The sequence below is a fragment of the Mycobacterium conspicuum genome (genome assembly GCF_010730195.1).
Lineage (GTDB): Bacteria > Actinomycetota > Actinomycetes > Mycobacteriales > Mycobacteriaceae > Mycobacterium > Mycobacterium conspicuum.
Genome location: NZ_AP022613.1, coordinates 3,408,757 through 3,421,825 on the forward strand (window position 1 = coordinate 3,408,757; position 13,069 = coordinate 3,421,825).

13 protein-coding genes are annotated in these 13,069 nt (G+C 69.6%); 7 read left to right on the forward strand and 6 right to left on the reverse strand.

What is annotated here, in order from left to right:
* Window position 1: 1 nt before the first annotated feature.
* Window positions 2-1,057, reverse strand: coding sequence for an aa3-type cytochrome oxidase subunit II (gene ctaC, locus G6N66_RS15720; RefSeq protein WP_085232971.1), 1,056 nt, complete (start codon window positions 1,055-1,057; stop codon window positions 2-4).
* Between the two features lie 145 nt (window positions 1,058-1,202).
* On the opposite strand from ctaC, the gene asnB reads away from it, so the two are divergent.
* On the forward strand, window positions 1,203-3,152 hold the full coding sequence (gene asnB, locus G6N66_RS15725) for an asparagine synthase (glutamine-hydrolyzing) (RefSeq protein WP_085233046.1): 1,950 nt from the start codon (window positions 1,203-1,205) through the stop codon (window positions 3,150-3,152).
* A gap of 10 nt (window positions 3,153-3,162) precedes the next feature.
* Here asnB and G6N66_RS15730 read toward each other — a convergent pair whose 3' ends face one another.
* Window positions 3,163-4,137, reverse strand: coding sequence for a carbohydrate kinase family protein (locus G6N66_RS15730; protein ID WP_085232972.1), 975 nt, complete (start codon window positions 4,135-4,137; stop codon window positions 3,163-3,165).
* 168 nt (window positions 4,138-4,305) lie between these two features.
* Here G6N66_RS15730 and G6N66_RS15735 point away from each other — a divergent pair, with 168 nt between their 5' ends.
* The gene (locus G6N66_RS15735) at window positions 4,306-4,896 is read left to right on the forward strand and encodes an Rv0361 family membrane protein (RefSeq protein ID WP_085232973.1); all 591 of its coding nucleotides are present in this window, start codon (window positions 4,306-4,308) and stop codon (window positions 4,894-4,896) included.
* Here G6N66_RS15735 and G6N66_RS15740 read toward each other — a convergent pair.
* The gene (locus G6N66_RS15740; RefSeq protein WP_085232974.1) at window positions 4,889-5,245 is read right to left on the reverse strand and encodes a HesB/IscA family protein; all 357 of its coding nucleotides are present in this window, start codon (window positions 5,243-5,245) and stop codon (window positions 4,889-4,891) included. The two genes, G6N66_RS15735 and G6N66_RS15740, sit on opposite strands and share 8 nt — an antisense overlap.
* 59 nt (window positions 5,246-5,304) lie before the next feature.
* Window positions 5,305-6,381, reverse strand: coding sequence for a glycerate kinase family protein (locus G6N66_RS15745; protein WP_085233047.1), 1,077 nt, complete (start codon window positions 6,379-6,381; stop codon window positions 5,305-5,307).
* 212 nt (window positions 6,382-6,593) lie between these two features.
* On the opposite strand from G6N66_RS15745, the gene G6N66_RS15750 reads away from it, so the two are divergent.
* From G6N66_RS15750 to G6N66_RS15765, 4 genes are read left to right on the forward strand one after another with little or no spacing between them, the layout of a single operon-like run.
* Window positions 6,594-7,274: a DUF3043 domain-containing protein gene (locus G6N66_RS15750; protein WP_085232975.1), complete on the forward strand. Its 681-nt coding sequence runs from the start codon at window positions 6,594-6,596 to the stop codon at window positions 7,272-7,274.
* Window positions 7,275-7,279: 5 nt separating this feature from the next.
* Window positions 7,280-7,828, forward strand: a complete 549-nt coding sequence (locus tag G6N66_RS15755) for a bifunctional adenosylcobinamide kinase/adenosylcobinamide-phosphate guanylyltransferase (protein ID WP_085232976.1) — start codon at window positions 7,280-7,282, stop codon at window positions 7,826-7,828.
* Window positions 7,825-8,877, forward strand: coding sequence for a nicotinate-nucleotide--dimethylbenzimidazole phosphoribosyltransferase (cobT, locus tag G6N66_RS15760; RefSeq protein ID WP_163645958.1), 1,053 nt, complete (start codon window positions 7,825-7,827; stop codon window positions 8,875-8,877). The genes G6N66_RS15755 and cobT overlap by 4 nt, the downstream gene beginning before the upstream one ends.
* Window positions 8,874-9,599 (forward strand): adenosylcobinamide-GDP ribazoletransferase, encoded by a 726-nt coding sequence (locus G6N66_RS15765; protein ID WP_085232978.1) that lies wholly within the window; start codon window positions 8,874-8,876, stop codon window positions 9,597-9,599. The genes cobT and G6N66_RS15765 overlap by 4 nt, the downstream gene beginning before the upstream one ends.
* A gap of 11 nt (window positions 9,600-9,610) precedes the next feature.
* On the opposite strand, the gene G6N66_RS15770 is transcribed toward G6N66_RS15765, so the two are convergent.
* The gene (locus G6N66_RS15770) at window positions 9,611-10,726 is read right to left on the reverse strand and encodes a branched-chain amino acid aminotransferase (protein ID WP_085232979.1); all 1,116 of its coding nucleotides are present in this window, start codon (window positions 10,724-10,726) and stop codon (window positions 9,611-9,613) included.
* A gap of 50 nt (window positions 10,727-10,776) precedes the next feature.
* A complete protein-coding gene (gene gcvT, locus G6N66_RS15775) occupies window positions 10,777-11,871 on the reverse strand; it encodes a glycine cleavage system aminomethyltransferase GcvT (RefSeq protein WP_085232980.1) in 1,095 nt (364 codons plus the stop codon).
* A gap of 96 nt (window positions 11,872-11,967) precedes the next feature.
* Between gcvT and G6N66_RS15780 the strand changes: the two genes are divergently transcribed.
* Window positions 11,968-13,059 (forward strand): adenylate/guanylate cyclase domain-containing protein, encoded by a 1,092-nt coding sequence (locus G6N66_RS15780; RefSeq protein WP_085232981.1) that lies wholly within the window; start codon window positions 11,968-11,970, stop codon window positions 13,057-13,059.
* Window positions 13,060-13,069 lie beyond the last annotated feature (10 nt).

Here is a 13,069-nt window from a genome sequence, read left to right on the forward strand (position 1 = left end):
CCTAACCTGCCTGGCTTCCGACCAACTCACCGCGGCGGGCGTCGAATGGGTGCGTGCTCGTCGCTACCGGGGACTGGTTGATCGCCTGCAATGCCTGCGCGTTGGTCTTGCCGTCGATCCGTTGCTGTAGGTATGCCTTGAAGTCGTTGGGCGAGACCACCCGAACCTCGAAGTTCATCATCGCGTGGTACGTCCCGCACATCTCGGCGCAGTGCCCGACGAACGCGCCGGTCTTGTTGATCTGTTCGACCTGAAAGACGTTGACGGAGTTGTTTTCCGTCGGGTGCGGCATCACGTCGCGCTTGAACAAGAACTCCGGCACCCAGAAGGAGTGGATCACATCGGCGGCGGCCAATTGGAATTCGATGCGCTTGCCGGCCGGCAGCACCAGCACCGGGATCTCGTCGGTCGTGCCCAACGTCTCGACCTTGTCGAAATTCAGATAGGTCCGGTCCTCGGTGTTGAGCCCGTGCACCGGCCCGACCCGCTCCTCACCGTGGGCGTCCTTGCCTTCCGGCTTGGAGGTCATGGCCTTCTTGCGCGCCTCGTCGGCGCCCTCGTAGGTCAGGGTGCCGTCTTTGAAGTTGACCCGTTGATAACCGAACTTCCAGTTCCATTGGAAGGCCGTCACGTCCACCACGACCTCCGGGTCCTTGGCGACGTGCATCATCTTCTCCTGCACCACCACGGTGAAATAGAACAGCACCGAGATGATGAGGAACGGCGTCACGGTCAGCGCCAGCTCCAACGGCATGTTGTAGCCGAACTGGCGGGGCAACTCGGTGTCGGACTGCCTCTTCCGATGGAAGGCGGACGACCAGAAGATCAGACCCCACACGATGACGCCGACCACCAGGGAGGCGATCACCGCCCCGAGCCACAGCTCCCGGTTGAGGTGGGCCTCCGGGGTGATGCCGTCCGGCCAGCCCATGCCCAGCGCTTCCTGCCAGCTGCAGCCGCTCAGGGTGAGGGCCAGCACGCCCAGCGTGGCGGCCAACGCCGCACGCCGGCAGGTCCTGGAAGGACGAGAAATACGGGCTGGCCCGCGAGGTGTCACGTTGGCGCCTCCTGTATCTCAAGCTGGGCCGATTGCGAAAAACGACTGATTCGGATTCGAATACTACGCAGCGTAGACCACGACGCTCACCCGGGCGACGATGCGTGCCCAAACTAACGCCCCGGTGCTGGCATACTGGGGCGCCGTGTGTGGACTGCTGGCGTTCGTGGCTGACCCGGCCGGCACTACCGGGGGGGCCGAGCGAGCCGATCGCGCCATCGCCGACGCGTCGCACTTGATGCGCCACCGCGGCCCGGACGAGCCGGACACCTGGTTCGACCCCCGCAAGGACGGCGAGGTGGTATTCGCGTTCAACCGGCTCTCCATCATCGACATCGCGCATTCGCACCAGCCGCTGCGGTGGGGACCGCGCCAAGCCCCCGACCGCTACGTGCTGGTGTTCAACGGCGAGATCTACAACTACCTCGAACTGCGCGAGGAATTGCGCACCCGGCACGGCGCCGTGTTCGCCACCGACGGCGACGGCGAGGCCATCGTCGCCGGCTACCACTACTGGGGCACCGACGTGCTGAAGCGCCTGCGCGGCATGTTCGCGTTCGCGCTGTGGGACACGGCAACCCGCGAATTGTTCTGCGCCCGTGACCCTTTCGGCATCAAGCCGCTGTTCATGGCGACCGGTGCCGGCGGCACCGCGGTGGCCAGCGAGAAGAAATGCCTGCTGGATCTGGCCGACCTGATCGGGTTCGACACCGGCCTCGACGAGCGCGCGGTGCAGCACTACACCGTGCTGCAATACGTGCCCGAGCCCGAGACGCTGCACCGCGGGGTGCGCCGGCTGGAATCGGGCTGCTACGCCCGCATCCGCCCCGGCGCTGGGCCGGAGATCACCCGGTACTTCGTGCCGCGGTTCGCCGCGGTGCCGATCACCCCCGACACCGAACGGGCCCGCTACGACGAGATCACCGCCGTTCTCGAGGACTCGGTGGCCAAGCACATGCGCGCCGACGTCACCGTCGGGGCGTTTCTGTCCGGGGGCATCGACTCGACGGCGATCGCGGCGCTGGCCATCCGGCACAACCCACGGCTGATCACGTTCACCACGGGCTTCGAGCGGGAGGGATTCTCCGAGATCGACGTGGCGGTGGCCTCGGCCAAGGCGATCGGCGCCCGCCACATCGCCAAGGTGGTCAGCGCCGACGAGTTCGTCGCCGCGCTGCCCGAAATCGTCTGGTACCTCGACGAGCCGGTCGCCGACCCGGCGCTGGTGCCGCTGTTCTTCGTCGCGCGCGAGGCGCGCAAGCACGTCAAGGTGGTGCTCTCCGGCGAGGGCGCCGACGAGCTGTTCGGCGGCTACACGATCTACCGGGAGCCGTTGTCGCTGAGGCCCTTCGACTACCTGCCGCGGCCGCTGCGGCGCTCGATGGGCAGGTTCTCCAAACCGCTGCCCGACGGCATGCGCGGCAAGAGCCTGCTGCACCGCGGGTCGCTGACCCTCGAGGAGCGCTACTACGGCAATGCCCGCAGCTTCTCCGACGCGCAGCTGCGCGACGTGCTGGTGGCCTTCCGCGAGGATTGGACCCACACCGACGTCACGGCGCCGCTGTACACCGAGTCGGCCGCCTGGGACCCGGTGGCCCGCATGCAACACATCGACCTGTTCACCTGGCTGCGCGGCGACATCCTGGTCAAGGCCGACAAGATGACGATGGCCAACTCGCTGGAGCTGCGGGTGCCGTTTTTGGACCCCGAGGTGTTCGCGGTGGCGTCGCGGCTTCCGGTGGACGCCAAGATCACCCGAACCACCACCAAGTACGCGCTGCGCCGGGCGCTGGAGCCCATCGTCCCGCCGCACGTGTTGCACCGGCCCAAGCTCGGGTTCCCGGTCCCGATCCGGCATTGGCTGCGGGCCGGCGAACTGCTGGAGTGGGCGTACGCGACGGTCGACGCGTCACAGGCGGATCGGCTGATCGACAAGGCCGCGGTGCGGCGGATGCTCGACGAGCACCGCACCGGCGACGCCGATCACAGCCGCCGGCTGTGGACGGTGCTGATCTTCATGCTCTGGCACGCGATCTTCGTCGAGCGCTCCGTGGTGCCGCGGATCAGCGAGCCGGTCTACCCGGTCGAGCTGTAGGTCTGGCGAATTAGGCGAGCACCGCGGCGATCTCGGCGGCGGCGTCGTCGCCGTAGGCACCGGCCAGGCGGGTCTTGGCGACCTCGTGGTCCCACGTCCACTCCTGCGTACCGGTCGACTCCAGCACCAGCACCGCGACCAGCGAACCCAGCTGCGCCGACCGCTCCAGGCTCAGCCCGGCGCTGCGCCCGGTCAAAAACCCGGCCCGAAACGCGTCGCCGACGCCGGTGGGGTCGGTCTGGCTGTTCTCGGGCACCACGTCGACGTGGGTGGTGGTGCCGTCGCGCTCCACGATGTCCACGCCCTTGGCGCCCAGCGTCGTCACCCGCAGGTCGACCTTGCCCAGCACGTCCGCCTCCGACCAGCCGGTCTTGGACAGCAACAGCTCCCACTCGTAGTCGTTGGTGAACAGGTACGTCGCACCGTCGATCAGCTTGTTGATCTCGTCGCCGGACAACCGGGGCAGCTGCTGGGACGGGTCGGCGGCGAACGCCAGCCCGAGCTCGCGGCACTCGTCGGTGTGCACCACCATGGCGTCGGGGTCGTTGGCGCCGATGATGACCAGCTCCGGCTTGCCGACCGAGTTCACCACGTCGGCGAGCTTGATGTTGCGGGCCTCCGACATGGCGCCGGGATAGAACGACGCGATCTGGGCCATGTCCAGGTCGGTGGTGCAGACGAAGCGCGCGGTGTGCGCGGTCTCGGAGATCAGCACGCCGTCGCAGTTGACGCCGTGGCTCTGCAACCATTCGCGGTACTCGCCGAAGTCGTCGCCGGCCGCACCGACCAGCGCCACGTCGCCGCCCAGCACACCGATGGCGAACGCGATGTTGCCCGCCACACCGCCGCGGTGAATCACCAGGTCGTCGACCAAGAAGCTGAGCGACACCTTCTGCAGGTGATCGGCCAACAGGTGCTCGGAGAATCGGCCGGGAAAGCGCATCAGATTGTCCGTCGCAATCGAACCGGTCACCGCGATTGTCACGAAATTTTCACCCTTCCTTCGTTAGCCCGCCTAGCTTACCCACGGAAATCGGGTCGCGGCGGCTGCCCCCGATGCGCGGCCGCCCGGTGCGCTAGCCTGCCAACAGAATCACTGGGGTGGGCAGCACCGCAGACTTTGCCCCGTACACCAACGTAGGAGAACCCACGGATGGCCGGTCCGCACCCGCCGAATCCTACTGTCGGCGGCGGCGGACCGCCGCCTCAGCCCGCCCCGTTGGAGTATCCGGGCAACTACGTCGCGCACCCCAGGCCGCGGCGCAGGCGGCTGATCATCGGCGTTCTGGTGGCCGTCGCGCTGATGGCCGCGACAACCGTGGCCATCGTGTACGGGGTGCGCACCAACGGGGCCAACACCACCGGCACGTTCTCCGAGGGCCCGGTCAAGACGTCGATTCAGCAATACCTGGATGCGCTCGCGCACCACGACGTCGACACCATCGAGCGCAACGCCCTTTGCGGCCTCTACGATGGCGTCCGCGACCGGCGCTCCGATCAGGCCCTGGCCAAACTGAGCAGCGACGCGTTTCGCAAGCAGTTCTCCGAGGTCCAGGTGACCGCGATCGACAAGATCGTGTACCTGTCGCAGGACCAGGCTCAGGCGCTGTTCACGATGAAGGTGTCACCGGTCGCCGGCGGCCCGATGCGCGGGCAGGTGCAGGGCATCGCGCAGCTGTTGCTGCAGCGCAACCAGATCTTGGTGTGCTCGTATGTGCTGCGGACCGCGAATTCGGTCAGTTAAACGAGTCGCCGCAGGCGCACGAACCGGTGGCGTTGGGGTTGTCGATGGTGAAACCCTGCTTCTCGATGGTGTCCACGAAGTCGATCGACGCGCCTTCGACGTACGGCGCGCTCATCCGGTCCACCGTCAGGGTCACCCCGCCAAAGTCCGCGGTCAGGTCCCCGTCCAGCGTGCGGTCGTCGAAGAAGAGGTTGTAGCGCAACCCGGCACACCCGCCCGGCTGAACCGCGATCCGCAGCGCCAGGTCGTCGCGTCCCTCCTGGTCCAGCAGGGACTTCGCCTTGGTGGCGGCGGCGTCGGTCAAGATCACGCCATGCGTCTTGGCGCTCGACTCGTTTTGCACCGTCATTGCTCAACTCCTACATGCGTCACTCGGTGTACCCGGCAGCCCGGGAAAAGTCCACTCCCCTAACGGTACCCTGCAGCGCCGCTATTCCCGAGTCGCTCGGCCACAACCGACGCCAGACCCATCAGCTGATTGGCCGCGTCGGCCTGCGCCAACCGCACCGAACCGGCGTATTCCGCGATCGACAGGGCGGCCATGATGCCCGCCAATCGCGACGCGGACTTGTCCAGGGAAACCTGCCCGGCCAGGACCACCACCGGGATCCCCAGCGGACGCGCCGCGTCGGCCAGCGAACCGACCACCTTGCCGTGCAGCGACTGCTCGTCGAATTGGCCCTCACCGGTGACGATCAGCTCCGCGACGGCAAGGTTCTCGGCCAGGTGGGTGCGTTCGGCGATGATCGCCGCACCGGATTCGCAGCGGCCGCCCAGCGCGAACAGCGCGGCGCCGATACCGCCGGCGGCGCCCGCGCCCGGCTCGCCGCTGACGTCGCGTCCGGCCGCGTCTTCGAGTTCGAGCGCCCACGCCTCGAGGCGGACCTCGAGTGCGGCGACGGCCGGCGTGTCGGCGCCCTTCTGCGGTGCGAAAACCCGGGCCGCACCCCAGGGGCCCAGTAGCGGATATTCGACGTCGGAGGCGGCGATCAGCTCGACTCTGGCCAGCTGTTCGCGGGCGGCCTCCAGGCCGCCGAGCTCGTCGACCATTCCCCGGCCGCCGTCGGTGCACGCACTGCCTCCCAGGCCGACCACGATCCGGCGCGCGCCGGCCCGCAGCGCCTCGGCGATGAGCTGCCCGACTCCCCTGCTGCTGGCCGCCAGCGCGGTTTCCGGCGTGGGCGGCCCCTCGAGCAGGGCCAGGCCGCACGCCTGGGCGCACTCCAGGTAGGCGGTTTTCGACCCGCCATCGAACACCCACGCGGCCTCCACCGGAGTGCCCAGCGGGCCGGACACCCGCAGGCGGCGCGTCTCGCCCAGCTGGGCGGCCAGCACCTCGATGAAGCCCGGGCCGCCGTCGGACTGGGGGGCGATCATGAACCGATCGCCCGGACGTGACCGCGTCCAGCCCGTCGCTATCGCGGCGGCCGCCTCGGTGGCCGACAGGCTGTCGCCGAAGCTGTCCGGGGCGACCAGCACCAGCATCGACGGCAGTTGGAGACGGCCCGGCGCGAGGCCTCCAAGGCCTTTGTCGGCCTCATCCGAGACCTTAGAGCCGTCGTCGTTCACAGGCAGCCATTCATCAAACGTAAGCGTAGGGCCGGGGGGCTCACTGGAGCATGCACGGTCGGGGCGCCTTCTGAGGACCTTTCACACACCATTCCGAGCCGGGTTATCCGCAAAGTAACCTGGCGTCTGTGAAGCTGTTGGGCCGCAAGAAGGGTCATGACGAAGACGCCGGGGCACCGGTGACGCTCCAGGAGGCGCCGACCGATTCGGCGCCGACGCGCGGTTCCCGCAAGACCAGCCCCAAGGGCCGGCCCACGCCCAAGCGCGACGACGCGGCCCGCCGCGGCGCGAAAAAAGGCCCGATTGCACCCGCCCCCCGGACCGCCTCGGAGGCCCGCGCCCGCCGCAAGACGCTCGCCGGTCCGAAGCTCAGCCGCGAAGAGCGCCGGGACCAACGGGTTGCCAACCGTGCGCGGATGACCGATCGGCGCAATCGGATGATGGCCGGCGAAGAGGGTTACCTGCTGCCGCGCGATCAGGGCCCGATCCGCCGCTACATCCGCGATGTGGTCGACGCCCGCCGCAATCTGCTCGGCCTGTTCATGCCGTCGGCGCTGTTTTTGCTGTTCGTCTCGATGGGTGTGCCCCAGCTGCAGCTGTACATGTCGCCGGTGATGCTGGGTCTGATGGTCGTGATGGGTGTCGACGCGTTTCTGTTGGGCCGCAAGGTCAACAAGCTGGTCGACGCGAAGTTTCCGAGCAACACCGAAAGCCATTGGAAGCTAGGCATGTACGCCGCGGGCCGGGCTTCGCAAATGCGCCGCATGCGTGCGCCGCGGCCCCAGGTCCAGCGCGGCGCCAAAGTCTGACTTTCGTGCGCACCCTGGTGCTCGGCGGGATCCGGTCGGGTAAGTCGCGATGGGCCGAGGACGCCATCACCGCGTCGCTGGATCCCGATCAGCCGGTGCGATACCTGGCCCCGGGTGTGGCCGGGACCGACGACGCCGCGTGGGCACGCCGGATCGCCGAGCACCGCGATCGCCGGCCCGCGCACTGGTCCACCGTCGAAACCTGTGAAATTGCAACACAATTGCGAGCCTCGCCGGATACGCCGACGCTCGTCGACGACCTCGGCGTCTGGCTGACCGGCCTGCTCGACCGCCACCACGGCTGGGACGGCGCAGCGGTGCCGGCCGCCGTCCGGTGTGAGATCGAAGACACGCTCGCCGCCGTCGCCGCGTTCGCCTCGGCGCTGGTGGTGGTCAGCCCCGAGGTCGGGTTGACCGTGGTGCCGTCCACCGCCTCCGGCCGCCGGTTCGCCGACGAACTGGGCGCCCTCAACCAGAAGCTCGCGGCGGTGTGCGACCGCGTGGTGCTGGTGGTGGCCGGGCAGGCGGTCCCGATCAAACCGTCGGGACTCTGATGGAGTTCGCGCCCGTCCCGCCGCCCAATGCGGAAGCCGCCGCCGCCGCGCGCGCCCGCCAGAACACCCTGACCAAGCCGCGCGGCGCGCTGGGCCGCCTCGAGGATCTCTCGGTCTGGGTGTCGTCGTGCCAGGGACAGTGCCCACCGCGCCAGTTCGAGCGCGCCCGGGTGGTGGTGTTCGCCGGGGACCACGGCGTCGCGCGCGCCGGGGTGTCGGCGTACCCGCCGGAAGTCACGGCCCAGATGGTCGCCAACATCGACGCCGGCGGGGCGGCGATCAACGCGCTGGCCGGCGTCGCCGGCGCGACGGTGCGCATCGCGGATCTGGCGGTGGATGCCGAGCCGTTGTCGCCGCGGATCGCCGCGCACAAGGTGCGGCGCGGCAGCGGCGACATCGCCGTGGCGGACGCGTTGACCGACGACGAGACCACCGCCGCGATCGCGGCCGGGCGGCAGATCGCCGACGAGGAGGTCGACGGTGGCGCCGACCTGCTCATCGCCGGCGACATCGGGATCGGAAACACCACGCCCGCAGCGGTTTTGGTGGCGGCGATGACGAACGCCGAGCCGGTCGCGGTGGTCGGCTTCGGCACCGGGATCGACGACGCGGGCTGGGCCCGCAAGACCGCCGCCGTGCGCGACGCCCTGTACCGGACCCGGCTGGTGTTGCCCGACCCGGTCGGCGTGCTGCGCTGCGGCGGCGGCGCGGATCTGGCCGCGATGGCGGGCTTCTGCGCGCAGGCCGCGGTGCGGCGCACCCCGCTGATCCTCGACGGCATGGCGGTGACGGCGGCCGCGCTAGTCGCCGAACGGCTGGCGCCCGGCGCGCGGCAGTGGTGGCAGGCCGGGCACAAATCCACCGAGCCCGGTCACGCGCTGGCCCTGGCGGAGCTGGGCCTGGACCCGATTGTCGATCTGCGCATGGCGCTGGGCGAGGGCACCGGCGCCGCGGTGGCGCTGCCGCTGCTGCGCGCCGCGGTGGCCGCGTTGTCCTCGATGGCCACCTTCACCGAGGCCGGGGTATCCGACCGGCCAGCCTCGTCGTGATGCGTTCGCTGGCAACGGCTTTCGCGTTCGCGACGGTCGTTCCCGTGCCCGGGGGCGCCGCCATGGGCCGTGGCGCCATGACCGCGCTGCCGGTGGTCGGCGCCGCGCTGGGCGCGCTGGCGGCGGCCGTCGCGTGGGCCGGGGCGCACGCGTTCGGGGCGGGGAACCCGCTGAACGGACTGCTCGCCGTGACGGCCCTGCTGCTCGTCACCCGCGGCCTGCACATCGACGGCGTCGCCGACACCGCCGACGGGCTGGGCTGCTACGGGCCGCCGCAGCGGGCGCTGGCGGTGATGCGCGACGGGTCCAGCGGGCCGTTCGGGGTGGCGGCGGTGGTGCTGACGGTCGTGCTGCAGGGGCTGGCCTTCTCGCGGCTTCAGGTGTCGGGGATCGTCATCACCGTCGTCGCAGGCCGGGTGGCCGCCGTGCTGGCGTGCCGCCGGTCCGTGCCGGCCGCCGACGGCAGCGCGCTGGGCGTGCGAGTCGCCGGCACCCAGCCCTGGCCGGTGGTGGCGGGCTGGCTGGCGGTGCTGTTCGGGGTTGCCCTGGTGGCCGGCCCGCGGCCGTGGCAGGGGCCGGTCGCGGTGCTGGTGGCGCTGGGCTGCGCCGCGGTCCTGATGGCGCACTGCGTGCGCCGGTTCGGCGGCATCACCGGCGACGTGCTGGGCGCCGCCATCGAGCTGACGACGACGGTCGGCGCCCTGGTGCTGGCGGGGTTCTAGGCGGGCCTTCCCTAGCCGAGCCGGCCCATCCAGCCGTGCGTGTCGGCGAAGGTGCCGCGCTGAATCCCGGTCAACGTGTCGCGCAGCGCCATCGTCACCTCACCGGGTTGGCCGTCGGCGATGGTGAATTCGGCGTCGCCGTACTTGACGCACGCAACCGGGGTGATGACGGCGGCGGTGCCGCAGGCGAACACCTCGGTGATCTCGCCGGCGGCGGCCTTCTTCTGCCATTCGTCGATGTCGATCTTGCGTTCCTCGACGGCATACCCGCCGTCAATGGCCAACTGCAGCAACGAGTCTCGCGTGATGCCGGGCAGCAGTGAGCCGGACAGCTCCGGGGTCACCAGGCGCGCCGATCCGCCGCTGCCGAGCACGAAGAACAGGTTCATCCCGCCCATCTCTTCGACGTAGCGCCGCTCGACGGCGTCCAGCCACACCACCTGATCGCAACCGTTCTCGGCGGCCTGGGCCTGAGCCAGCAGCGACGCCGCGTAGTTGCCGCCGAACTTGGCCGCGCCGGTGCCGCCCGGGCAGGCCCGCACGTATTCCGTGGACACCCAGACGTTGACGGGGTTGATGCCGCCCTTGAAGTACGCGCCGGCCGGCGAGGCGATCAGCAGGTACCGGTACTGCTTGGACGGGCGCACCCCCAGCCCCGGCTCGGTGGCGAAAATGAACGGCCGCAGGTATAGGGCGTCTTCCCCGCCGGCGGCGGGCACCCAGGCGTTGTCGACGGCGACGAGCTGACACAGCGATTCGATGAAAACCTCGTCGGGCAGTTCCGGGATGGCGAGGCGCCGCGCCGACGAACGCAGCCGGGCCGCGTTCGCCTCGGCGCGAAACGACACGATCGAGCCGTCGGCCCAGCGGTAGGCCTTGAGCCCTTCGAACACCTCTTGCGCGTAGTGCAACACGATCGCCGACGGGTCCAGCTGTATTGGGCCGTAAGGGATCACCTGCGCGTCGTGCCAACCCTGGCCGGGAACGGTCCCGTCGTAGTCGATGGACACCATGTGGTCGGTGTGGTATCTGCCGAAGCCCGGATCGGCAAGTATCGCTGCGCGTTCGGCGTCCGTCGCCGGATTTGGCGCGCGGGTAACCGTGAACTCGAGTGAGCCGCTGGTCATGGCGCCGATTCTATCCCCGCGCGCGAATGGATTAATTTCATGCGATTGCGTCATCGCGTCTTGACGTCGACAAAGGGCGGACGCACGACTTCGCACTCCACGGCGCGGCCGCGCACGTCGACGGTGAGGCGCTGGCCGTCCTCGACGCCGGCGGCGGTGTCGATCAGTGCCAACCCGATGCCGGCCTGCAACGTCGGGGAGAAGGTGCCCGACGTGGTGACGCCGACCGGCGTTTCACCCGTGAGCACCGTCAGCCCGGGACGCAGCACCCCCCTGCCGACCATGCGCAGTCCCCGCAGCACCCGCCGCGGCCCGGCCTCCTTTTCGGCCAGCAGCGCGTCGCGGCCGAAGAACGCGTCCTTCTTCCAGCCGATCGCCCAGCCGCAGCGGGCCTGCAGCGGCGAGATGTCGAGCGAGAGTTCGTGCCCGTGCAGCGGGTAGCCCATCTCGGTGCGCAGGGTGTCACGGGCGCCCAGGCCCGCCGGCTCGCCGCCGGCGTCGGCGACCGCGGCCACCAACGCGTCGAACACCACGGCCGCGGAGTCCCACGGCGGCAGCAGTTCGTAGCCGTGCTCGCCGGTGTACCCGGTGCGGCAAACCCGCACCGGCACACCGGAATACGATGCGTCGGCGTAACCCATGTAGTCCATGTCGATCGGCAGCCCCAGCGCGCTCAACACGTCGGTCGACCGCGGCCCTTGCACCGCCAGCACCGCGTAGGAGCGGTGCAGATTGGTGATCTCCAGATCCGCGGGCGCGACGGCTTTCAGCGCGTCGACGACCGCGGCGGTGTTGGCGGCGTTGGGCACCAAGAAGATCTCGTCGTCGTCGACGTAATAGGCGATCAGGTCGTCGATGACTCCGCCGGATTCGGTGCAGCACAGCGTGTATTGGGCCTTCCCCGGCCCGATGCGGCGCAGGTCGTTGGTCAGCGCCGAGTTGACGAACCGCGCGGCCCCCGGCCCGCGCACCAACGCCTTGCCGAGGTGGCTCACGTCGAACAGGCCGACGGTGTTGCGGGTGGCGTTGTGCTCGCTGACGGTCCCGGCGTAGGACACCGGCATCAACCAGCCGCTGAACTCGGCGAAGCTGGCACCCAATTCGCGATGGCGCTCCTTTAGCGGCCCGTCCAGTAGCTCAGTCAATTTGCGCCACTCCTCCTCATCGCATCGCTGCAGCGTCGTCGCTGGCGCGCACGGCGTCCCACCCTAATCCGCGGCGCTACTGGCAGACTTGGGCAGGTGCCCGATCCTTTGGACTTCGACGCGCTGCAGGCAGCCGGGATTGCCGATCCGCGCGGGCGCGCCGACCTGATCAAGTACCTGGACGACCTTGGCTTCGCGATCGACGAGATGGCCGAAGCCGAACGACGTGGCCGGCTGTTCGGGCTGGCCGGTGACGTGGTGCTGTGGTCGGGGCCCCCGATCTACACCATCCAGACCGCCGCCGACGAACTCGGGATATCGGCCGACGAGGTGTCCCGGGCGTGGGCGCTGCTCGGCTTGACCGTCGCCGGTCCCGATATTCCGGTGTTGAGCCAGGCGGACGTCGACGCCCTGGCGACCTGGCTGGCGCTCAAGGTGGCGGTCGGCGAGGACGGCGCCCACGGTCTGCTGCGCGTCCTGGGCGCGTCGATGGCCCGCCTCGCCGAGGCCGAGTCGACCATGATCCGCGTCGGGATGCCGGACATCCAGATGGACCACACCCACAACGAGTTCGCCACCGCCCAGGCCTACCGCACCATCGCCGAGTTCATCCCCCGGCTCTCGGCGCTGATCGACACCGTGCACCGCCACCACATCATCAGTGCCCGGACCCACTTCGAGGGTGTGCTGCGCGACACGTCCTCGGCCGCGGTCTGCGGCGTCGGTTTCGCCGATCTGTCCAGCTTCACGGCGCTGACTCAGGCGCTGGCGCCCGCGGAGCTGTCCGAACTGCTCAACCAGTTCGCCGGCACCGTCTCCGACGTGGTGCATGCCCACGGCGGCCGGGTGGTCAAGTTCATCGGCGACGAGGTGATGTGGGTCAGCGCATCACCCGAGCGGCTGGTGCGGGCCGCGGCCGATCTCGTCGACCACCCGAAGGCGCGCGAGGAAGGGCTGCAGGTGCGCGCCGGCCTGGCGTACGGCTCCGTCCTGGCCATCAACGGGGACTATTTCGGCACCCCGGTCAACCTGGCCGCCCGCCTGGTGGCGGCGGCGGCACCCGGACAGATTCTGGCCACCTCGGAGCTGCACGACGAGCTGCCCGACTGGCCGGCGGCGGCCCAGGGCCCGTTGACGCTCAAGGGCTTTGACGCCCCGGTGGCCGCCTTTGATTTGCACGTTGACTAGGGTCAATGCC